The sequence below is a fragment of the Nocardioides cavernaquae genome (assembly GCF_003600895.1).
In the GTDB taxonomy this organism is placed as follows: domain Bacteria; phylum Actinomycetota; class Actinomycetes; order Propionibacteriales; family Nocardioidaceae; genus Nocardioides; species Nocardioides cavernaquae.
In genome coordinates this window covers 1,490,735-1,512,696 of record NZ_QYRP01000002.1, presented here as the reverse complement: position 1 = coordinate 1,512,696, position 21,962 = coordinate 1,490,735, and the positions used below count along the sequence as shown (strand labels likewise).

General features: G+C 71.5%; 20 protein-coding genes. 7 read left to right on the top strand and 13 right to left on the bottom strand.

The window, feature by feature from the left end:
• Positions 1 to 23: 23 nt before the first annotated feature.
• The 5 genes from D4739_RS07370 to D4739_RS07350 form a co-directional block, all read right to left on the bottom strand.
• Positions 24 to 383: a hypothetical protein gene (locus tag D4739_RS07370; RefSeq protein ID WP_120059955.1), complete on the bottom strand. Its 360-nt coding sequence runs from the start codon at positions 381 to 383 to the stop codon at positions 24 to 26.
• A gap of 8 nt (positions 384 to 391) precedes the next feature.
• The gene (topA, locus tag D4739_RS07365; RefSeq protein ID WP_120059954.1) at positions 392 to 3,145 is read right to left on the bottom strand and encodes a type I DNA topoisomerase; all 2,754 of its coding nucleotides are present in this window, start codon (positions 3,143 to 3,145) and stop codon (positions 392 to 394) included.
• Positions 3,146 to 3,284: 139 nt separating this feature from the next.
• Positions 3,285 to 4,787: a DUF7059 domain-containing protein gene (locus D4739_RS07360; RefSeq protein WP_238473560.1), complete on the bottom strand. Its 1,503-nt coding sequence runs from the start codon at positions 4,785 to 4,787 to the stop codon at positions 3,285 to 3,287.
• Between the two features lie 90 nt (positions 4,788 to 4,877).
• Complete coding sequence (locus D4739_RS07355; RefSeq protein ID WP_120059952.1) at positions 4,878 to 7,292, bottom strand: sodium-translocating pyrophosphatase; 2,415 nt, start codon at positions 7,290 to 7,292, stop codon at positions 4,878 to 4,880.
• A gap of 131 nt (positions 7,293 to 7,423) precedes the next feature.
• Positions 7,424 to 7,768: an STAS domain-containing protein gene (locus tag D4739_RS07350; RefSeq protein WP_120059951.1), complete on the bottom strand. Its 345-nt coding sequence runs from the start codon at positions 7,766 to 7,768 to the stop codon at positions 7,424 to 7,426.
• Positions 7,769 to 7,834: 66 nt separating this feature from the next.
• Between D4739_RS07350 and D4739_RS07345 the strand changes: the two genes are divergently transcribed.
• Entirely contained in the window at positions 7,835 to 10,171 is a 2,337-nt protein-coding gene (locus D4739_RS07345) for a DEAD/DEAH box helicase (RefSeq protein ID WP_238473559.1), read from the top strand.
• A gap of 10 nt (positions 10,172 to 10,181) precedes the next feature.
• On the opposite strand, the gene D4739_RS07340 is transcribed toward D4739_RS07345, so the two are convergent.
• The 7 genes from D4739_RS07340 to ssd all read right to left on the bottom strand — a co-directional run bounded on the left by D4739_RS07340 (position 10,182) and on the right by ssd (position 15,057).
• The gene (locus D4739_RS07340) at positions 10,182 to 10,583 is read right to left on the bottom strand and encodes an Rv3654c family TadE-like protein (protein ID WP_120059950.1); all 402 of its coding nucleotides are present in this window, start codon (positions 10,581 to 10,583) and stop codon (positions 10,182 to 10,184) included.
• A complete protein-coding gene (locus tag D4739_RS07335; RefSeq protein WP_238473558.1) occupies positions 10,580 to 10,948 on the bottom strand; it encodes a TadE family type IV pilus minor pilin in 369 nt (122 codons plus the stop codon). The genes D4739_RS07340 and D4739_RS07335 overlap by 4 nt, the downstream gene beginning before the upstream one ends.
• Positions 10,949 to 10,970: 22 nt before the next feature.
• On the bottom strand, positions 10,971 to 11,141 hold the full coding sequence (locus D4739_RS07330) for a DUF4244 domain-containing protein (RefSeq protein ID WP_120059948.1): 171 nt from the start codon (positions 11,139 to 11,141) through the stop codon (positions 10,971 to 10,973).
• Between the two features lie 136 nt (positions 11,142 to 11,277).
• The gene (locus D4739_RS07325) at positions 11,278 to 12,003 is read right to left on the bottom strand and encodes a type II secretion system F family protein (RefSeq protein WP_120059947.1); all 726 of its coding nucleotides are present in this window, start codon (positions 12,001 to 12,003) and stop codon (positions 11,278 to 11,280) included.
• The gene (locus D4739_RS07320; RefSeq protein WP_120059946.1) at positions 12,003 to 12,821 is read right to left on the bottom strand and encodes a type II secretion system F family protein; all 819 of its coding nucleotides are present in this window, start codon (positions 12,819 to 12,821) and stop codon (positions 12,003 to 12,005) included. The genes D4739_RS07325 and D4739_RS07320 overlap by 1 nt, the downstream gene beginning before the upstream one ends.
• Positions 12,818 to 13,999, bottom strand: a complete 1,182-nt coding sequence (locus D4739_RS07315) for a TadA family conjugal transfer-associated ATPase (RefSeq protein ID WP_120061783.1) — start codon at positions 13,997 to 13,999, stop codon at positions 12,818 to 12,820. Before D4739_RS07315 ends, D4739_RS07320 begins: the two co-directional genes overlap by 4 nt.
• Positions 13,999 to 15,057 carry a septum site-determining protein Ssd gene (gene ssd, locus D4739_RS07310; protein WP_238473557.1) on the bottom strand — a complete coding sequence of 353 codons (1,059 nt, stop codon included), beginning with the start codon at positions 15,055 to 15,057 and terminating at the stop codon, positions 13,999 to 14,001. Before ssd ends, D4739_RS07315 begins: the two co-directional genes overlap by 1 nt.
• Before the next feature lie 213 nt (positions 15,058 to 15,270).
• On the opposite strand from ssd, the gene D4739_RS07305 reads away from it, so the two are divergent.
• A complete protein-coding gene (locus tag D4739_RS07305) occupies positions 15,271 to 16,077 on the top strand; it encodes an HAD family hydrolase (RefSeq protein WP_120059945.1) in 807 nt (268 codons plus the stop codon).
• A 290-nt stretch (positions 16,078 to 16,367) separates the two neighbouring features.
• Here the strand turns inward: D4739_RS07305 and D4739_RS07300 are convergent, their stop codons facing one another.
• A complete protein-coding gene (locus tag D4739_RS07300; protein WP_120061781.1) occupies positions 16,368 to 17,090 on the bottom strand; it encodes a Fic family protein in 723 nt (240 codons plus the stop codon).
• Between the two features lie 28 nt (positions 17,091 to 17,118).
• On the opposite strand from D4739_RS07300, the gene D4739_RS07295 reads away from it, so the two are divergent.
• From D4739_RS07295 to D4739_RS07275, 5 genes are all read left to right on the top strand, one after another.
• Entirely contained in the window at positions 17,119 to 17,931 is an 813-nt protein-coding gene (locus D4739_RS07295) for a class I SAM-dependent methyltransferase (protein ID WP_120059944.1), read from the top strand.
• Positions 17,932 to 18,029: 98 nt separating this feature from the next.
• Entirely contained in the window at positions 18,030 to 19,187 is a 1,158-nt protein-coding gene (locus tag D4739_RS07290; RefSeq protein ID WP_120059943.1) for a sensor histidine kinase, read from the top strand.
• Positions 19,188 to 19,215: 28 nt separating this feature from the next.
• Entirely contained in the window at positions 19,216 to 19,938 is a 723-nt protein-coding gene (locus tag D4739_RS07285; protein ID WP_238473556.1) for a LytR/AlgR family response regulator transcription factor, read from the top strand.
• On the top strand, positions 19,935 to 20,366 hold the full coding sequence (locus D4739_RS07280) for a DUF485 domain-containing protein (RefSeq protein ID WP_120059941.1): 432 nt from the start codon (positions 19,935 to 19,937) through the stop codon (positions 20,364 to 20,366). The genes D4739_RS07285 and D4739_RS07280 overlap by 4 nt, the downstream gene beginning before the upstream one ends.
• Positions 20,363 to 21,898: a sodium/solute symporter gene (locus tag D4739_RS07275; protein WP_120059940.1), complete on the top strand. Its 1,536-nt coding sequence runs from the start codon at positions 20,363 to 20,365 to the stop codon at positions 21,896 to 21,898. Before D4739_RS07280 ends, D4739_RS07275 begins: the two co-directional genes overlap by 4 nt.
• Positions 21,899 to 21,962: the final 64 nt, after the last annotated feature.

The window sequence follows — 21,962 nt, the reverse complement described above, 5'->3', positions numbered from 1 at the left end:
AGCGGTTTGTCCACAGGCGCGGCTCACGGGATCGTCGGCGTGGTCCCGAACTGGCCCCAGGTGAGCCAGTTGTAGACGAGGGCGATCACCGGGATCACCGGGACGCCGAGCCACCAACCGAGTGCGACCATCCGTCCCCGCCGGGAGAAGAGCATCACGGCGAAGGCAGCGAACCAGCTCACGGCCACCAGCCCGTAGACGGGTCCCCACTGCCACGGCGGCGGGAGCAGGTCGACCCGCCGAGCGACGGCTGGAGGGAGGTCTCCCATCATCGCCACCCCCGCCCAGAAGCCGCCGGCCAGCCCGAGGAGGACCAGCACGCCACGGAGTACGACGCGGCGCCAGCGCGACGTCGTACCTTCTGCTCCGGGCGCCGGCGTCATGGCAACTCTCAAGCCTTCTTGGCAGCGGCCTTCGTGGTCGTCTTCTTGGCAGCGGCCTTCTTGGCGGTGGCTTTCTTGGCGGTGGCCTTCTTCGCCGTCGCCTTCTTCGCGGGTGCCTTCTTGGCCGCAGCCTTCTTCGTCGTCTTCTTCGCAGCCTTCTTGGCGGGGCCCTTGGCCCGGCGCTCGGCCAGCAGCTCGGCGGCACGCTCGAGAGTGAGCTCCTCGATCGTGTCGTCCTTGCGGAGCGTCGCGTTGTACTCGCCGTCGGTCACGTAGTCACCGAAGCGACCCGAGCGCACCACAATCGGCTGGCCCGACACAGGATCCGGCCCGAGCTCCTTGAGCGGAGCGGCAGCAGCAGCCCGGCCACGCAGCTTGGGCTGGGCGTAGATCGCGAGCGCCTCGTCGAGCGTGATCGAGAGCAGCTGGTCCTCGGTGGTCAGCGACCGCGAGTCGGTGCCCTTCTTGAGGTACGGGCCGTAGCGACCGTTCTGCGCGGTGATCTCGACGCCTTCGGCATCCTCACCGACGACCCGCGGCAGGCTGAGCAGCTTGATCGCGTCGTCGAGGGTGACGGTGTCGAGGGACATCGACTTGAAGAGCGAGCCGGTGCGCGGCTTGGCGGACTTCTTGGCGTCCTCCGGGAGCACCTCGGTGACATACGGACCGAAGCGGCCGTTCTTGGCGACCACCTGCAGCCCGGAGTCGGGGTGGGTGCCGAGGTCGATCTCCTCGCCGGCCGGGTTCGCGAGCAGCTCGCGGGCCTTGGCGGAGTTCAACTCGTCGGGCGGCAGGTCGTCAGGCACGTTGGCCCGCTTCGTCGCCGGGGTGCCATCCGGGTCGGTTCCGTCGCCGGGGCCCTCGAGGTAGGGGCCGTACTTGCCGACGCGGAGCGCGATGCCGTCGGCAGGGTCGCCGATCGGGAACGTGGCCAGCTCCTTGGCGTCGATGTCGCCCAGGCCGGTGACCAGCGGCAGCAGTCCGGCCAGCTTGTCGGAGCCGAAGTAGAACTCGCGCAGCTCGGTGACCTTGTCCTTGCGGCCACCGGCGATGTCGTCGAGGACGTCTTCCATGTTGGCGGTGAACTCGTAGTCCACCAGCCGCTCGAAGTGCTCCTGCAGCAGCCGGATCACCGAGAACGCGATCCACGCAGGCACCAGGGCGGTGCCCTTCTTGTAGACGTAGCCACGGTTGAGGATCGTGCCGATGATGCTGGCATACGTCGACGGACGGCCGATCTCGCGGTCTTCCAGCTCCTTGATCAGCGTGGCTTCGGTGAAGCGCGCCGGCGGCTTCGTCTCGTGGCCCGCGGCAGCCAGGCTGGCCGCGCTCACGCCGTCGCCCTGGGTGAGGTTGGGAAGGCGCGTCTCGGCGTCGTCCTTGGCCGTGGCATCGGAGTCGGTGCCCTCGACGTACGCCTTGAGGAAGCCGTGGAAGGTGATCGTGCGGCCGGACGCGGAGAACAGGACGTCCTCGCCGGTGCTCGCGGCGCCGCCGATGCGGACCGAGACCGTGTTGCCGACGGCGTCCTTCATCTGGGAGGCGACGGTGCGCATCCAGATCAGCTCGTAGAGCCGGAACTGCTCGCCGGTCAGGCCGGTCTGCGCGGGGGTGCGGAAGCTGGAGCCGGCGGGGCGGATCGCCTCGTGGGCCTCCTGCGCGTTCTTGACCTTGCTCGCGTAGACGCGGGGCTTGTCGGGGAGGTACTCGGCGCCGTACAGCTCGCGCACCTGGTCCCGGGCAGCGCCGATCGCGGAGTCGGACAGCGTGGTGGAGTCGGTGCGCATGTAGGTGATGTGGCCGGCCTCGTAGAGGCGCTGGGCCACGCTCATCGTCACCGAAGCAGACATGCCGAGCTTGCGGCTGGCCTCCTGCTGCAGCGTCGTCGTGCGGAAGGGCGCGTACGGCGAACGCTTGTAGGGCTTGGACTCCACCGACCGCACGACGTACGACGTGTCCCGGAGGCCGTCGACCAGCGCCTCGGCGGCGCGGCGGTCGAGGTGGGCCACACCCGCGGTCTTGAGCTGGCCGTCCTGACCGAAGTCGGAACCGCGGGCCACGCGGGCGCCGTCGATCGAGTGCAGCTTGGCCGGGAACATCCGCTGGTCGTGCGAGGAACCCGCGTCGAACGTGCCCTCGAGGTCCCAGTAGGACGCGGCACGGAACGCCATGCGCTCCTTCTCGCGGTCAACCACGAGGCGGGTCGCGACCGACTGCACGCGGCCGGCGGAGAGTCCGCTCATGACCTTGCGCCACAGGACGGGGCTGACCTCGTAGCCGTAGAGGCGGTCGAGGAGACGCCGGGTCTCCTGGGCCTCGACCAGGTCCTGGTTGATGTGGCGCGGGTTCTCGACCGCGGCCAGGATCGCCGGCTTGGTGATCTCGTGGAAGACCATCCGGTGGACCGGGACGTCCTTCTTCGGCTTGAGCTCCTCGAGGAGGTGCCAGGCAATGGCCTCACCCTCGCGGTCCTCATCGGTGGCGAGGTAGAGAGCGTCGGCATCCTTCAGCAAGCTCTTCAGCTTGGTGATGTGGCTCTTCTTGTCGCGCGGCACCACGTAGTAAGGAGTGAAGTCGTTGTCGACGTCGATCGCGAGACGACCCCAGGGCTTGTCCTTGATCTTGGCCGGGGTGTCCGCGGCGTTGTTCGGAAGGTCACGAATGTGGCCGATGGAGGACTCGACGACGTACCCGTTGCCGAGGTAGCCAGCGATGGTGCGGGCCTTGGCGGGCGACTCGACGATGACCAGCTTGTGTGCCACGAACGCTCTGCTTCCTGCGCGACTTCCTGCGCGACCTGTGGCGCCCAGCGCGACTCGAGGGCGCCCACGGCGGCTCACAGTAGCGCGCCTTTCGTCGGATTCCAGTGCCGTTCGTCTGTGATGCCCATCCGCTGGAGCGTCAGGCGAGCTCGAGGAAGCCTTCGGCGATGAGCTCGCGGACCGCACCCAGGTAGGCATCGCGGGTGGCACCAGCGTCGGCGTCCAGCAGCTGCGCGAGCGCGTCGATGATCTGGCCGACGGACAGCTCGCCGTCGCAGGCACCGACCAGAGCCGCCTCGACCGTGTCCGCCTTGCGGGCTCGGCGGAAGCCGCGCTGCTGGCGCAGCACCACCGTGTGCGGGTCCTCAGCGCCGGGTGCTCCGACGGTCTCCTGCTGGAGATCCTCGCGGGCAACCAGGTGCGCAGCGAGCAGCGCCTCGTCATCGGTCAGGCCGGCGAGCACGTCCACCGCGGCACCCCAGGAGGCGATCGCGGGGGCGATGGGCTGCTCGACGTCGTACGGCCACTCCTCGAGGCGGTAGGTCGCCTCGCCCCCGTGACTGATTGCGGACTCCGGACGCTTGCGGAGGTTGATCCAGCCGAAGCCGACCGCCTCGATGCCCTGCTTCTCGAACCAGCCGAGCCAGGTGTCGTAGCGGTAGACGTAGTCGGCGGTGTTCTGCAGACCGGCGTCCTTGAGCCACAGCTCGACGTACGACGCGGGGTCGAGTACCTCGCGCTGGACGACGAACGCGTCGCAGGTCCCGTCGAGCCAGCCGGCCAGGCGCTCGTCCCAGGGCGTGCCCTCGGCGATCACCCAGTTGGCCAGGATCTGGCACCAGCCACCCTCGTTGAGGAACGTCGGCGCTGCCCGGACGATGTCCTCGACCACGCGGTCGCCGGGCAGGCCGGAGTCGCGATAGACGAGGCGCTCGCCGGTCGCCGGCGAGATCACGAACGGCGGGTTGGTGGCGATCAGGTCGAACGTCTCGCCGCGCACCGGCTCGAAGAAGGAGCCGTCGCGGACCTCGACGTTGGGCGACTCGTTGAGACGCGCGTTGAGCTCGGCGATCCAGAGCGCGCGCCGGTTGACGTCGGTGGCCACAACGCGGTCCGCGTGGGTGGCGAGGTGCAGCGCCTGGACGCCGCAACCGGTGCCGAGGTCGAGGGCAGAGCCGACGTCGTGGCGCAGCGTGAGCTGCGCGAGGGAGGTCGAGGCACTGGAGATGCCGAGGACGTGGTTGGCACCGACCTTGTTGGGCGTGCCGTCGAGGCCGGGCGTCAGGTCGCTGATCACCCAGGAGTCGTGGTCGTCGTCGGCGTAGGGCCGCACGTCGAGCCGCGCCGCGACCTCGCTCAGGCTGCGCTCGAGGACGCCCTCGACACAGAGCCGGTCGACCAGACCGGGCAGCGCCTTCTCGGCTTCCGCCACCGACACGGTCGACTGCAGCAGGAAGAGCCGAGTGAGGGTCTCCAGCGGGCTGCCGCCGCGAGTACGCCGCAGGCCGGGCACCGTCTCGTTGCGCGACAGAGCCTGGTGAGCCGTCGGGCCGAGCAACTCCGCGACCCCGTCGTACGTGTAGTCGGCGTCGGAGAGCGCGTCGCGCAGGGCAGCGATGAAGGAGTCGGCAGCGTCGGTCACAGGCACATCCTCCCCGACTCCCCCGATAGTCCCCAACGGGAGGACCCCAATCGTGCGGGAAAGGGTCCTGTCGTTGGGGACCATCGAAAGCTACTCCGGGCCGGGGCGGGAACGCACCATGCCGCGGCGCGACTTCGGCGGCTCGTGGGCACCGGGGGTCGCGTGCGCCTCGGCGTCACCCGATCGCGGATGCAGCGGACCGGCAGCGGGCGGCTCGTCGGTGATCACACTCGTGCGCCGCTTGGACGCGGCGACCGCGCCGACGATGATCGCCAGCGCCACGCCTGCGATCACGAGCGACAGCGGGCGGTTGGCGTCGTCGCCGAGGGTCATCGACACGACCGCGCCGACGATGAGCAGCGAGACCAGGTTCATCACCTTGATCAACGGGTTGATGGCCGGGCCCGCGGTGTCCTTGAACGGGTCGCCGACGGTGTCGCCGATGATCGTCGCCTCGTGTGCCGAGGAGCCCTTGCCGCCGTAGTGGCCGTCCTCGACCAGCTTCTTGGCGTTGTCCCACGCGCCGCCCGCGTTGGCCAGGAAGACCGCCATGAGCGTGCCCGCGCCGATCGCACCAGCCAGGAAGCCGGCCAGTGGGCCAACTCCGAGGCCGAAGCCGACCGCTACGGGAGCGAGCACTGCGAGGATGCCCGGGGTCGCGAGCTCGCGCAGCGAGTCACGCGTGACGATGTCGACGACCTTGCCGTACTCGGGACGACCCGTGCCCTCCATGATCCCGGGGATCTCGCGGAACTGGCGGCGCACCTCCATGACGACCGCACCGGCTGCACGGCCGACGGCGTTGATCGCGAGGCCGGCAAAGAGGAAGACGACGCTCACGCCGATGAGGAGACCGACGAGGACGTCCGGGCTGAACACGTTGAAGGTCAGCTGGTAGGCGCCCTGGACGTCCTTGAGCTCCTCGATCACCGAGCCGACGTAGGAACCGAAGAGCGCGCTGGCTGCGAGCACTGCGGTCGCGATCGCGATGCCCTTGGTGATCGCCTTCGTGGTGTTGCCGACGGCGTCGAGCTCGGTCAGGACCTGGGCGCCACTCTCATGGACCTCCCCGGACATCTCCGCGATGCCCTGGGCGTTGTCGGAGACCGGGCCGAAGGTGTCCATCGCAACGATCACGCCGACGGTGGTGAGCAGGCCGCAGCCGGTCAGCGCCACCGCAAAGAGGGCGATGGAGAGCGACCCCGAGCCGAGGGCGAAGGCACCGAAGACCGCGGCCCCGATCACCATCGTCGTGTAGACCGCCGACTCGAAACCGACGCTCAGGCCGGACAGGATCACAGTCGCTGCGCCGGTGATCGAGGTCCGCGCGACCTCCTGCACCGGGGCGTGCTCGGTGCCGGTGTAGTGGCCGGTCAGCGCGAGGATCACGGCCGCGAGCACGATGCCGATGAGCACCGCGGACGCGGCGACGAGGGCCGGGTTGATGGTCGGGAGGTCGCCCGTGCCCGTGAGCTTGTCGAGGTCGCTGACCACGCTGGCCGCCGGACCGAGGCCGGCGAAGGTCGTGGGCAGGTAGACGAACGCGAGCACCGTGCAGGCGACGCCGCCGAGACCCGCGGAGAGGTAGAAGGCGCGGTTGATCGTCTTGAGGCCGTTCTCCCCGGCGCGCGGGCGGCAGAGGTAGATGCCGACGACCGCGGTGAGCGCGCCGATGGCGGGCACCAGGAGCGGAAACACCAGCCCCTTCACTCCGAACGCCGCGGAGCCGAGGATCAGCGCGGCGACCAGCGTCACGGCGTACGACTCGAAGAGGTCGGCGGCCATGCCGGCGCAGTCGCCGACGTTGTCGCCCACGTTGTCGGCGATCGTTGCCGCGTTGCGGGGGTCGTCCTCGGGGATGTTCTGCTCGACCTTGCCGACCAGGTCGGCACCGACGTCGGCGGCCTTGGTGAAGATGCCACCGCCGACGCGCATGAACATCGCGAGCAGTGCGGCACCGAAGCCGAAGCCCTCGAGGACGTGGGGCGCCTGGCCGGCGTACAGGAGGACGACGACGCTCGCGCCCAGCAGGCCCAGGCCGACAGTTGCCATGCCGACGAACGCACCCGTGCGGAACGCGATGTTCATCGCCGGCTCGCGGCCCGCGCCGTCAGGTGCGTCGGCGGCCGCGGCCACGCGGACGTTGGAGCGGACCGCCAGCCACATGCCGAGGTAGCCGATCGTGGCGGAGAAGCCAGCCCCGACGAGGAAGAACGCCGAGCGCCCGAGACGTACGCCGAGGTCGTCGGCCGGCAGCGCCAGGAGCAGGAAGAACGCGACGACGGCGAATGCCGCAAGGGTGCGGAACTGCCGTCGCAGGTAGGCATCCGCTCCCTCCTGCACCGCGCGCGCGATCTCCTGCATGCCCGGCGTGCCCTCGGGAGCGGCCAGCACCTGTCGTCGGAAGACGGCCGCCATCACGAGTGCGCCGAGCGCAACAGCACCGACGACGAGAACGAGGTTGAGGTCGGATCCAGTCAGATCGACCGCTGCTGATGTGGCCATGCGTTCACCTCGGGATGTGAGGGGCTCATGTGATCTGCGTTACACAGTGCTGGCCACAATACGCACGGAAATCGCCGTCGCGACAGGGGCGAACCGCGTGGGAGCCCTGGAGAGCAGGGCTTGCTTGCTGGTCAGCTGACGAGCGAGGCGACGGCTGCTTCGGTGTCGCCGTGGATGGCGAAGACCTTGGCGAGACCGGTGATGCGGAAGATCTTCAGCAGACGCTCCTGGGTGCACACCAGCTGGAGCGAACCGCCATGCGCACGGACCTTCTTCAGGCCGCCGACAAGGACGCCGAGACCGGTCGAGTCGAGGAAGTCGACCCCCTCGAGATCCACGACGAGCTGGTAGGCGCCTTCTCCGACCAGCTCGGTGATCCGGTCGCGGAGACGCGGCGCCGTGTAGACGTCGATCTCGCCCTCAACCGCGACGACGGTGACACCGTCGAGTTCGCTGGTGCGCAGGCTGAGATCCACGGACCCATCAAACCACGATCGGGCCTCCCGCATCAGCCTGTCAGTGGTGCTTGGGACACTGGTGCAGTGACCTCGACGAGCAGCCCGACACCTCCGCCGGGAGGCGGCGGCGGCATCGCGGCACTTGTCGACCGGCTGGCGACCCCGGCGCGGGCTGACCGGCTGGCCCACCTCGAGGTGCTGCCGCCCCGCATCGCCCGGACCACGGCGTGGCCCGACTGGGTCCACCCCGATGTCCAGGCCGCCCTGGTGCGACGTGGGGTCGTGCTGCCGTGGGCCCATCAAGTCGCGGCTGCCGACGCGGCGTACTCGGGGAGGCACGTGGTGCTGGCGACCGGCACCGCCTCGGGCAAGTCCCTCGCCTACCAGCTGCCCGCGCTGTCGGCGATCCTCAACGGACGTGGCTCGCGCGGCGAGCGGGGAGCGACTGCGCTCTACCTCGCCCCCACCAAGGCACTCGCTCAGGACCAGCTCTCCGCGATCCTCGACCTCGGCACCGGCGTCTGGGCGACCACCCACGACGGCGACAGCACACGTGAGCAGCGGGACTGGGCACGCGACCGCGGCGAGTACCTCCTCACCAACCCCGACATGCTCCACCGCTCGCTGCTCCCCGCGCACGCGCGGTGGGGCCGCTTCCTGCGCGGCCTGGACTACGTCGTCATCGACGAGTGCCACCACTACCGCGGCGTCTTCGGTGCACACGTCGCGCACGTCCTGCGGCGGTTGCGGCGCATCTGCGCGATCTACGGCGCCTCGCCGACCTTCGTGCTGGCCAGCGCAACCGTGGCTGATCCAGAGGCCTTGGCAGAGCGCCTGATCGGGCTGCCCGCGACCGCGGTCACCGACGACGCGTCCCCTCGCGGGCAGGTCTCGCTGGCGTTGTGGGAGCCCCCCTTCACGTCGTACGCCGGGGAGAACGGCGCCCCCGTCCGGCGAGCCGCGAGCTCCGAGACAGCAGACCTGCTCGCCGACCTCGTCGCCGAAGGAGTGCGCACGCTGGCCTTCATCCGCTCCCGCCGTGGAGCCGAGCAGGTGGCGATGACCGCGGCAGGGCTGCTCGCGGAGGTTGATCCGTCGCTGCCGTCGAGGGTGGCCGCATACCGGGGTGGCTACCTGCCGGAGGAGCGCCGCGAGATCGAGGCGGCGTTGCGCAGTGGCGAGCTCCTCGGGTTGGCGGCAACCAACGCACTCGAGCTCGGCATCGACGTGAGCGGTCTGGATGCCGTCCTGCTGGCCGGGTTCCCCGGGACCCGGGCAGCGTTGTGGCAGCAGGTCGGACGCGCGGGGAGGGGCGGCGGCGATGCGCTCGCCATCCTGGTGGCGCGCGACGACCCCCTCGACACCTACCTCGTCCAGCACCCCGCCGCGCTTCTCGGCCGCCCTGTCGAGGCGAGCGTCTTCGATCCGTCGAACCCCTATGTCCTCGGCCCGCACCTGTGCGCGGCCGCCGAGGAGCAGCCGCTCACCGAGGCAGACCTGCCACTCTTCGGACCGACCGCCCGCGCAGCGGTCGACGCGCTGACCGCCGGTGGTCTGCTCCGTCGGCGCGCAGCCGCGTGGTTCTGGACCGACCACCGCCGCGCCTCCGACCTCGCCGACATCCGCTCCGCAGGCGGGTCGCCGGTGCAGCTCGTGGAGAGCTCCAGCGGTCGCGTCATCGGCACGGTCGACGCCGGCTCTGTCCACGGCACCGCCCACCCGGGAGCGATCTACGTTCACCGCGGCGAGACCTGGCTGGTCGAGCAGCTCGACCTGGAGAGCAACGTCGCCTTCCTGGAACGGGCCGATCCCGACTGGTCGACCTCTGCCCGCGAGGTGACCGACATCCGCATCGTCGGCGAACGCGCCCACGAGGCCTGGGGCGACTGTCGGCTCGCCTTCGGCGACGTCGAGGTGTCGCACCAGGTCGTCTCCTATCTCCGCCGCCGGCAACCCTCCGGAGAGGTCATCGGCGAGGAGCCGCTCGATCTCCCCCGACGCACCCTGCCGACGACAGCCGTCTGGTGGACCGTCCCGGCCCACGTCTGGCAGGACTCCCCGCTGGAGCAGGGCGACCTGCCCGGTGCTGCCCACGCTGCGGAGCACGCCTCCATCGGTCTCCTGCCACTCTTCGCGACCTGCGACCGCTGGGACATCGGCGGCGTCTCGACCGCGCTCCATCCGGACACCGGCCAGCTGACCGTCTTCGTCCATGACGGCCACCCGGGAGGTGCAGGTTTCGCGGAGCGGGGTTACGCCGTCGCCCGGGAGTGGCTCACCGCGACCCGCGACGCGATCCAGGGCTGCGCCTGCAGTGAGGGCTGCCCGTCGTGCGTGCAGTCACCCAAGTGCGGCAACCAGAACAACCCGCTCGACAAGGCCGGCGCGATCCTGCTGCTCGACCTGCTGCTCTCGGCCTGAATCACCTCCGTCACCCCGAACCACCCGGACCGGCGCGGGCCTGTCCCCTCAGCTGCCAGCTCTGGCCGAGGAAGCGCGGGCCGTCGAGCACGGTCGTCACCAGGACGTCGGATGCCAGGACCCGACAGCTCGTGAGCCGCGCACCGTTGCCGGCCGCGATCCGGGCGGCCGCCTCACACGGATCTCCGGCGATCACGTCCCCGGGAAGCGAGCTCACCGCACGGCCGGGCTGAGCGGTCGTGGCACCGGCCAACGCAGCCAGGTCGGCAGCTGACTGCACCCGGCGGTGCGCCGCGACGGTGGCGACCAGGAACGCGGACGCCATGCCGATCAGGACCAGGAGTCCGGTGAGCGCGACCACCAGGACACTGGCCGCTCCGTCATCGTCGCGTCGGGACCTGGTCCCCGTCATGGGTCGGCACCCCCGCTCACGCCTTCGACCAGGCCCTCCGCCTCGGCGCTCAACGTGGCCTCACCCAGATGGCCGAGGAGCCCGCCGGGTGGGCGCTGGACGGTGCTCACCCGGACCTTGACCACGCCGCCTTCGGTGACCACCTCGACCCGCGCTCCCGGCGCAGCCGTGCGCGCCAGCTGCTCGGCACGGGCGGTCCCGTCGCCCCGCGCCGCTGCGCGCGCCGCCTCGCGCGCAGCATCGGTGACCCGCATCTGGGCCAGCCCGAGGGTCAGCAACCACACCATCGCCAGCAGGACGGCTGCGAGCACAGGGAGCGCGAGAGCGATCTCGGCGGTGACCGCGCCGCGCTCATCCCTCCTCATGACCGGCCTCATGACCGACTCGTCAGCCGATGCCCAGCAGCCCGAGCACGTGCTCGAACAGCGTGCGCAGCAACTCGTCGCCGAAGCCGCCCGTCAGCAGCTGATAGAGCAGCCCGGCCAGCCCCGCGCCTGCTGCCGTGCCCACGGCGTACTCCGCTGTGGTGATGCCCTGCTCGTCCCGCGTGCGCTCCATGACGTCTCCTTCGCTCGGGTCGCGCCTCTCGCGACCACACGTCCAGCCTCGGCGGATCGGGCGTGCGGCGGAGTCATCCGGGACCCGGCTGTGCACGACTGCCCAGGGCCGTGCGCTGTGGAGAGAAACCGGACGCCTACCAACGCAGCGCGGTGACGGCTGCGGCAACGACCGGCACGATCCCGAGCAACAGGAACGCCGGCAACAGGCACAGACCGAGCGGCACCGCTGCCTTGATGCCGACCGAGCGGGCCCGGTCCTCCACACCGGCCCGCGCCTCCGCGGCCAGCTCATCGGCCAGGCGGGAGACCACGTCGGCAACCTGCGCACCGCTGACCTCGGCGCGCGCGAACACCCGACCGAGCGCCTCGAGGCCGGGCACCGACGACAGCTCCGCCCACACCCGCTGGGAAGGCACGCCGATGGCCAGGCGCGAGCGGGCGGCTGCCAGGTCCTCGGAAGCCGGACCGGGCAGTGCGGCAGCAACCTGCGCGAGCGCGGCGGGCACCGCCTGGCCCCCGGCCAGCGCAATCGCGAGGAGGCGCGTGACATGCGGAAGTCCCCGCCGGACCTCCTCACGCCGACGACGGGCGCCGGGTGGCTCGGCACGCGCGGCCACTGTCCACACGGCGTAGGCCAGGACGATCGCCGCCAGGCCACCCAGGGCGCCGGGCAGGAACAGCCAGCCAGCGCAGCCGGCGAGGGCCGCCCACAGCGCTCGCCCGCGCCGCAGCAGACCGCTGTCGGGCGTCCGCACGCCAACCACAGCGGGCGCAGCCGCGGGGATCCGCAACCGCGGCCGCACCAGGAGCGCCGCGCCGCCTGTCGCGCTGGCCACCGCGATCGCGGCCCACACGTCCATCACGTCTCCTGCTCCAGGGCAGCGGCGATGCGCTCGATCCACCCCAGTCCGAGGAACCCGAGGCAGAGTCCGCCGGCGAGGCAGAGCAGCCCGGCCGGCGTCCCGAACAGGAATCCGAGCGGACTCCCGACCCCGGATCCGGTGGCCAGCGTCAACGCGGGCAGCACAGCGATCAGGCGCGCCGTGGCCCGCGCTGACGACAGCTCGGCCGCAACCACACGCCGAGTGCGCTGCTGCTGGCGCAGCCCCTCGGCGACGGATGCCAGGGCTTCGGCAAGACCGCCACCCGACCGCTCCGTGAGCTGCCACGCAGCAGCAATGAGCGCGAGATCGCCAGCCCCCGGCCGGCCGGAGAGCGCTCGCAGCGCATGGGGCACCGACCCGCCGAACCGCTGCGCGGAGGCCACGGGGGAGAGAGCGGGCCAGCGCACAGCCGCGCGCTCGAGCGCCTGACCGGGCGCGACACCTGCCGACAGCTCCCCGGCGATCTCGTCACACGCCTCCAGCACCCGCGCGGCCGTGTCGTGCCGCGCCGACCTCCGGACACCCGCCTGGCGCAGGGCCAGCACGCCGCCGCTCGCGGCGACCAGGACGGCGCCCGGTCCCACCAGCCGCAGCGGCAAGCCCGGATCAGTCGATCGCGAGAGCCACCACCCTCCGGCCAGCAGCACGACGAGGAGAGCGGGCCAGCCACGCGCCAGCCAGAGTCGCTCATCGGCGCCGAGAAGCGGAGCGCCCGTGCCACGGGGAGCGATGGCGAGGGCTGCCGCACTGCCGGCCAGGCCCGCCGCGAGCACAGCTGCCACGTGGACCGTCATCCGAGGCGCTCCGCGAGGAGGTCCGCACCAGGGCCGGCCTGCGCGGACCCATCGGCGGCGAACCGCACAGCCTGCTCAACCCGCACCAGTCCGCCGACATCGCGGACCGGGACCCCGATCTCTGCGAGCCGTCGGACCGGCCCGTCCCGCACGAGGTGGAGCACTGCTCCGATCGCGGAGGCGAACTGGCTGTGGACGGCCGCTCGGTCCAGACCGGCGGCGAGAGCGAGTGCCTCGACGCGCGCCGGGACATCCGCGGCCGAGTTGGCGTGCAGGGTGCCGCAGCCGCCCTCGTGTCCGGTGTTGAGGGCTGCAAGCAGATCAACGACTTCGCCGCCACGCACCTCTCCGACGACGAGTCGGTCAGGACGCATGCGCAGGGCCTGACGGACGAGCGCGCGGAGTGGGACCTCGCCGACTCCTTCGATGTTGGCCGGACGTGCCTCGAGGCTCACCAGATGAGGGTGAGCGGGCGCCAGCTCGGCGGCGTCCTCGACGATGACGAGCCGCTCCGACGAGGGGGCGGCGGCCAGCATCGCGCCCAGCAGGGTCGTCTTGCCGGACCCGGTGCCGCCGCTGATCAGGAACGCCACCCGGGCAGCGAGCAACCGGCGAACGAGCCGTAGTGCACCGGGGGCAAGGGTGTCGCGATCTGCGAGGTCGTCGAGCGTGAGGCCGAGCCGATGCGGCACACGGAGCGAGATCACGGTGCCGGGCCGCGCGATCGGAGCGAGCACCGCATGGCAGCGGATCCCGTCGGGAAGCCGGACGTCGACACAAGGCGCGGCGTCGTCGAGCCGCCTGCCACCTCCCGCCGCCAACCGCTGCGCAAGCCGTCGCACTGCGGCCTCATCGGCGAAACGGACCTCGGCCCGCTCGAGCCCGGCGCCCCGGTCGAACCAGACCTCGGCGGGGCCGTTGACCAGGACATCGGTGACGCCGGGCAACGCGATGACCGCCTCGAGGGGACCGGCCCCGACCGACTCGGCACGGAGCGCCTCATGGACCGCCAGCACCATCGCGTCTCCGACCGGTCGGCCAGCAGCGCGGAGGGCGACAGCGACCTCGTGCGGCGAACCGGAGGTGCCCGAGTGGGCCAGCCGCCCCCGCACCTCGTCGAGAAGGTCCAGCGGCACCTGGCCCCGGCCGCTCTGCTCGCCACCGGCGACGCCGTCCATCACGCCGTCCGCAGGTCGCGGAGCACCGACGTCGCCGTGCGCGACAGCATGCTGCGGCGGGTCCACAGCGGGCCCCGTCCGAGATCGATCGCTTCGTCGAGGCCGCGCTGATCCGGCATGGTGGCGATGACCGGCGCGCGCACAACCCGGCTCACTGCCCGGTCGTCGACGCGGTCACCCCGGACCACGAGCCCGACGGATGTGGAGTCACGAAGTGTCGCGACCTGTCGCGACGCCGCCGCAAGACCGGGCAGCGTCGGGCGGACGACCACCAGGACATGTCCGAGCCGGCCCACGGCGTCCTCGGTCACGGGACCGGACCTGGCCAGGTCGACGACAACCGTGGGGTGGCCACGCCCCGCCGCCGCGAGCGCCTCCCGCACGGCGAAGGGTTGCGGGGCGGACCGTGGCCCGGCCGCCCAGGTGAGGACCCCGAGACCGTGTCGGCGGGGCAACGTCTCCCGCAACGAGCGGGCACCCACCCGCCCCGTGGTCTGCTCGAGCGCCTCCCAGCGCGCGCCGTCCAGGCGGTCGAAGCCAAGCACGCGGTCGACCCCGGGCCCGCAGGGATCGGTGTCGAGGAGGCAGGCAGGACCGGACGCAGCCGCCACCAGCCCGAGCGCGCAGGCGAACGTCGTCGCCCCCGCGCCGCCGGAGCCCCCGAGCACTCCGACCGTGAGCGCCGGCGCGGTCGGTCCGTCGACGGACTCGGCCAGCAGCTCCAGGAGCCAGGCATCCGACCCCGGCAGCTCACTGACCTGCTCGGCTCCGAGCGCCACCGCGTGCCGGAACGCCTCGTCAGCGATGCCGGCCCACCCGACCAGATGCACCCCGGCGCGGGGTGGCGGACCGAGCCTGACCAGGTCGGGCGCGAGATCGGTGCCGACGAGGACCAGAGGCGCGACCCTCCACGACCGGAGCGACCCTCCCGCGTCGGACGCGACTTCAGGGACAGCCCCGGCGGCGGCCGCGAGCCGGAGCAGCTCGTCGAGCAACCGCTCGTCACGGGTGACGATCAGGGCCGGCAACGGAGGTGTCGGGGTCATCGAAGCGTCCATGGCACGAGCCTGATCCGGCTGGCGCCGGCGTGGGCCGCGCGGCGTACCGACGGTGGATTGCGTGCCCAGGCACCAGCCTGTGCACGGATAGTGGCCAGAACTCCGGATCGCCTCGGCCGCAGGCAAGCCCGGTTATCGGTCGATCAGGTGAACAACGCGAGGTGACTGGACAAATGTCCACACAGCGAGGAACGCGACCCTAGACTCGGAAACATGTCCTCCCCGGTGCGCCGCACGGCCGCCTTCTTCGACCTCGACAAGACGATCATCGCCAAGTCGAGTGCGCTCGCCTTCAACCGCCAGTTCCAGGCCGGCGGTCTGATCTCGCGCCGTGTGATGCTCCGTGGTGCCTACGCCCAGTTCGTCTACCTGGTCGGCGGCGCGGACCACGACCAGATGGAGAAGCTGCGCTCCTTCATGTCCGAGCTCGTGACGGGTTGGCCGGTCGCCACCGTCAAGGAGATCGTCGCGGACACCCTGCACAACATCGTCGACCCGATGGTCTACGACGAGGCCGTCTCCCTGATCGAGGAGCACCACCTCGCCGGACGCGACGTGATCATCGTGTCGACGTCGGGCACGGAGGTCGTCGAGCCGATCGGTGCGATGCTCGGCGCCGACCACGTCGTCGCCACCCAGCTGGCGGTTGCCGACGGCAAGTACACCGGCGAGATCGACTACTACGCGTACGCCGAGAACAAGGCGTCGGCGGTCCGCGAGCTCGCTGAGCAGCGCGGCTACGACCTCGACCACTGCTACGCCTACAGCGACTCGATCACCGACGCGCCGATGCTGAAGGCCGTCGGCCACGCCTACGCGGTCAACCCGGACAAGGACCTGCGCAAGCTGGCGGCCAAGGAGGGCTGGCCCGTGCTGGTCTTCACCAAGCCCGTCGCCCTGCAGAGCCGGATGAAGCTGCCGGCCACGAAGCCGACCCTGGCGGCCCTGGCAGTGGGCGGAGTTGTCGCCGTCGGTGGCGCCATCGTGGTCAGCTACCGCCGCCGCAACCACGCCGTCTGAGCGCGCGCACGGCCCCGGGAAACGGGGTCGGAAGCATGCGCCTCCCCGCCCGGAAGGTCAAGCCTTGAGTTGCGCCGGAATGCGGCGTACACATGGAGTCACAACTCCAGACCGCACGTGAACGTGGCACCCACGCGGCGACTCACCCTTCTTAACAGGGCGCTGATCCATCGGACACTGGGTCCGAGGCAGCAATTGACAATGCACGCTTGGTAACCATTGTGGATCACGTGTCAGCGGCGGCACCGGCACCTCAACGAGACCGGTGCCGCTCGCATGTCCGGGCGAGGTCAGCGGCGAACGGGAGACGCCTCAGCGCCCTTGGAGTAGGCCTCGGCGGCGTAGAGCAGCCAGGCGTGGACACCCGAGACACCCGGAGCGTTGGCGTAGGCGCGCAGGTTGGACTCGTACTCGTCGCGGAAGAACCGGTGTCCCTCCTCGGGCACCAGCAGCGACTTCTCGTCGACGCCGCGCGCCACGAGCACGAGCCTCTCGGCCGCGCGAGCCACGATCCCGTTGTGCGAGGCGAACGGCGCAGAGGTCGCCAGGTCGGCATGCACGATCGCCGCGACCAGCATCGCGGGAGCGGTCGTGGGAGCGAGCAGCGTGCCGGCGAGCTGTTGCAACCCGGCAGCAGCCTCGGCCGAACGCGGACGCCCGAGCTCCGCTGCCGACAACGACCCGGCAGCAGCCAGCGCGTGGAGTCGCGCGAACGCCTGCAGCGGGGCCCGCTTCAAGGTGGGCACCAGCGAGAGCAGCTCGGTCGAGACGCGGACCGACGCCTGTGCGATCTCGTCACCCGTGCCGGCACGCACCTCGTCCATCGTCGAGCGGGAGCCCTCGAGCACGGCCGACGCCCAGGCGCCACGGAGCAGCGACTCCACCGTGCGCTCGGGCGCGGTCTTGCGCAGTCCGCGGTCGCGCAGGAGCGCGTCGACACCGTCACGCGACGAGGCAAAGGCCGACGGCACACCCTCGAGGGTGTTGAGACTGGCGAGCGGATCCACGGTCACGGAGGGGAACACTAGTAGCCTCGCCGTGATGGACGAGACGACGTATCCCGCAGTGGCGGTCGAGTGGCTGGTCGGCCCGGACCAGAAGTCCGTGCTGGAGATCGGCGCCGGCGCCGGTGGCCTGACCGCGCAGCTGGTGGCCCTGGGCCACGACGTACATGCGACGGACCCGTCCGCGGACGCGATCGAGAAGCTGAACGAGCGTCTCCCCGGGGTGCGGACGTCGACGGCCACGGCCGAGCGCCTCCCCAACCTCGACTCGTCGGTCGACGTCGTCGTCTGCCGCCGCTTCAGCCTGTACGACGAGGACGTGGCGCTCGCGGAGTTCGCCCGCGTGCTCCGACCCGGTGGCCACCTCGCGCTCGTCATCGAGACGCACGACGTGAAGATCCCGTGGGTGCGCAAGTTCAGCCGGCTGCTCAACCGTGGCACCGCACCCGTCGAGGTGCCCGAGTCGCTCGTCCGGTCGGTGCAGTTCGGCTTCGTCGAGGACGCGCAGTTCCGGCACTGGTCCACGGTCGACGAGCCCGACCTCTGCGACATCACCCTCGCCGAGCCCGCCGTCGCGAGCCTGGACCCGCACGCCCAGGAGCGGGTGCTCGCCGAGGTCCGCGCCCTGTACGCCGACTACGGACGCGGCCGCGACGGCATGCAGCTGCCGTCGATCGCCCACTGCTTCAGGAGCTCCGTCGTCGAGAACCCCTGGTCGGTCCCGACCCGGGAAGGTGCCGAGGGCGAGGAAACCGACCCGGCCTCCACCGACGAGCAGCCCGCCGACGGACCCGGTGACGGACCCGCCGATGGGCACGACGACGGCGACCTGCTGATCGACTTCCGCTGACAGCTCACCCGCGAATCGAGTGCGCAGGTGGCTGTCCTCGCCACCTGTCCGCGCACTCAACTCGAGTGACGGGCGCCACAGCGCCCTAGGCTGGCGCCGTGACGTGGTGGCAGCGAGGCCGACGCACCCGGCGTACCCGCCTCGGCGGGGAGGCAGACCGGGCGACGTTCCACACCCTGCACACCGCAGGGCTCGCCGCGCCGTCGCTGCGGGAGGGGCTGACGGCAGCGAGCGCCCAACGCAGCGCGCGGCACCTGCGCGCCCTGCTCGGAGTCCCCGCGCTCGCCCTCACCGACACCACCAGCGTGCTGGCCTGGGACGGCGCGGGTGACCACCACCACGACCAGGCCGGAGCACTCGCTGCGAGCGCGGTCGAGCAGGGCATGACCGGGGTGGCCGACCGGTCCGAGCTCGCGTGCACGCGCCCGGGCTGCCCGGTCCGCCACGCGATCGTGAGCCCGCTGGTGGTCGACGACCGCATCGTCGGCACGCTCCAGGTCTTCGCCGACCACGCCTCCGCGGCTCTCGTCCGCGCCACGGAGGAGGTGAGCAGCTGGGTCTCCGGCCAGCTCGACCTGGCGGAGCTCACGACGTCGCGCACCCGGCTGGCCGAGGCCGAGCTGCGGGCACTGCGCGCCCAGATCAGCCCGCACTTCGTCTACAACTCGCTCAACGCGATCGCGAGCTTCGTCCGCACCGATCCCGACCGGGCACGGGAGCTGCTGCTCGAGTTCGCGGACTTCACCCGTTACTCGTTCCGGCGGCACGGTGACTACACGACGCTGGCGGAGGAGCTCCGTTCCGTGGAGCGCTACCTCCTGCTCGAACAGGCCCGCTTCGGCGACGGCCTGCAGGTCACGCTCCGGATCGCACCCGAGGTCCTCCCCGTGGCCGTGCCGTTCCTGTGCCTGCAGCCCCTCGTCGAGAACGCCGTGCAGCACGGGCTCGAGGCGCGTGCGGACGGCAGTGGCCCCGGCCTGGTCAGCATCGTGGCCCGCGACCTCGACCAGGAATGCGTGATCGAGGTCGAGGACAACGGTGCCGGCGAGGACCCCGAGCGCGTCCGCCGCGCCCTGGCTGGCGACACCGACCTCGATGCCGTCGGCCTCGGCAACGTCGACGCGCGCCTGCGCTCGACGTTCGGTGACGACTACGGGCTCGTGGTGGAGACCGCCCCGGGGGCTGGCACGAAGGTGATCGTCCGCGTGCCCAAGTTCGCTCCCGGCGTGCAGGCGCAGATGAAGGTGCCCGGATGAAAGTGCGCGGATTGAAAGGGGTGGCGCGGTGAAGGTTCTTGTCGTCGACGATGAGCGCCCGGCTCTCGATGAGCTGGCGTGGCTGCTCGAGCGCGACCCCCGGGTCGACGGCGTCCGCACGACCGACTCCGCCACCGAGGCGTTGCGCATCCTCCACGAGGGCGGCATCGACGCGGTGTTCCTCGACATCCAGATGCCCGGCCTGACCGGGCTCGACCTCGCGCAGGTGCTCTCACGGTTCAAGGAGCCCCCGCCGATCGTCTTCGTGACCGCCCACGAGGAGCACGCCATCAACGCCTTCGACCTCCGCGCGGTCGACTACGTCCTCAAGCCGGTCCGCGAAGAGCGTCTCGCCGAGGCCGTACGCCGCCTGGTCGAGGGCGGCGTACGCCCCGGGCCCGACACCGATGACCAGATCCCCGTGGAGCGCGGCGGCGTCACCCGGTTCGTGCGGCGGGCGGACGTCCGCTACGTCGAGGCGCAGGGCGACTACGCCCGGCTGCACACCGGCCCCGACCGCGGGCGCGACAGCCACCTGGTCCGCACGCCGCTCGCCGCGCTCGAGGAGCAGTGGGGCCCGGCCGGCTTCGTGCGGATCCACCGCTCGCTGCTGGTCAACCTGGCCCACGTCTCCGAGGTCCGCATGGACGAGGGCCGCTGCACGGTCCTGGTCGACGGCGTCCCGCTCCAGGTGAGCCGCCGCCACACCCGCCAGCTCCGCGACCTGCTCACCCGGCGGAACCGCCCGTGAGCAGCACCGGCGACGAGCCCGGCCACCCCGGCCACACTGGCCCGCCGGCACACCCCGCGCCACCCCAGCGCGTCCGGGTCACCGGCCCGCGCCGCGTCGCCGGTCGGCCACCGATCGCCCGCACGCGCGAGATCGACGCAGCGACACCGGTCGGCGAGATCTACCTGGCCTCGTTGCTGCGCGAGCAGGCGCGCCTCGCGATCCTCGTGCTCGTGGTGCTCTTCGGCACTCTCGGCAGCCTCCCGCTGGTCTTCCACCTCTGGCCCGGCCTCGCCGACGTCGGGGTGCTCGGCGTACCCCTGCCGTGGCTGGTGCTCGGGGTCCTGGTGCACCCGTTCCTGCTGACGCTCGGCGTGGTCTACGTGCGTCGGGCAGAGCGCAACGAGCGGGACTTCGCGGCGCTGGTCAGTGGGGCGAACGAGTCGTGAACTCGGCGTTCGGCATCGTCGCGGTCGCCCTGGTCACCCTTGCCACGCTGGCGATCGGCACGTGGGGGCTGCGCTTCGCGCGCACCACCAGCGACTTCTACGTGGCGTCCAGGACGGTCCGGCCGGCACTGAACGCCAGCGCCATCGGCGGCGAGTACCTCTCGGCCGCGTCGTTCCTCGGCGTCGCCGGGCTCGTGCTCGTGTTCGGTGCGGAGATGCTCTGGTACCCCGTCGGCTGGACCGCCGGCTACCTCGTGCTGCTGGTGCTCGTCGCCGCGCCCCTGCGCCGCTCCGGGGCCTACACGCTGCCGGACTTCGCCGAGGCCCGCACCGGGTCGCGCCGCGTGCGCGGCCTCTGCTCCGTGATGGTGGTCGGCATCGGGTGGCTCTACCTGCTGCCGCAGTTCCAGGGTGCGGGCGTGACGCTCGCCGCGACCACCGGCGCCCCGTCGTGGGTGGGACCCGTCGTGGTCGCAGCCGTCGTCCTGGTCAACGTCGGCTCGGGCGGCATGCGCTCGATCACGTTCGTCCAGGCGTTCCAGTACTGGCTCAAGCTCACCGCCCTGCTGCTCCCCGCCGCGGTTCTCGTCGCCGTGTGGTGGAGCGACGGACGCCCCGGCCCTGCGTCCGAGTCGACCGGCAACTGGTCCCTGCCGATCGCCGACGGCGGCACGGTCGGCCTCTACACGACCTGGTCGCTGATCATCGCCACCTTCCTCGGCACGATGGGCCTGCCCCACGTCGTCGTGCGGTTCTACACGAACCCCGACGGCCGCGCCGCTCGGCGTACGACGCTCATCGTGCTCGGCCTGCTCGGGCTCTTCTACGTCCTCCCGCCCGTGTACGCCGCGCTGGGACGCGTCTACGGCGACGCCCTGTCCCACGGCGGCACCGGAGACACCCTCGTCCTCGAGCTGCCCTCGCTGATGCTGCCCGGGCTCGGCGGTGACCTGCTCACCGGCCTGGTGACCGCTGGCGCCTTCGCGGCCTTCCTCTCGACGTCGTCGGGACTGTCGATCGCGGTGGCCGGAGTGCTGAGCCAGGACGTCACCGGCCGCCTCGCAAGCCGGCTTCCGGAGCGGTTGCACAGCACCCCGGACCGGCGCCAGGTCACGGCGTTCCGGCTGGGCGCTGTGGTTGCCGTCGTGGTCCCGGCGAGCGCTGCCCTGCTCGCTCCCGACGTGCCCGTGGCCCGCGTGGTGGGCCTCGCCTTCGCGGTCTCCGCCTCCACCTTCGCGCCCCTGCTGCTGCTCGGCATCTGGTGGCGCGGGCTGACTCCGGCCGGCGCCATCGCAGGCCTGCTGGTCGGCGGGGTCGGCTCGGCGACCAGCGTCGTGTGGACCCTGGCCGACCCGGCGTACGGCGGCTGGGTCGACGCCCTGCTCGGCCAGCCGGCTGCCTGGAGCGTCCCGGCGGCCTGCCTGACGATGGTCGCCGTCTCCCGGGCGACGTCGGCCACGGTGCCTTCACACGTGCGGCGGTTCATGGTCCGGCTGCACACACCCGAAGCTGTCGAGCTCGACCGCGGCTGACCCCCGGGGAGCGGTCGCCGGCTGACCGTTCGTCGGCGATTTCCGACCGCTCGGCGCACGACGG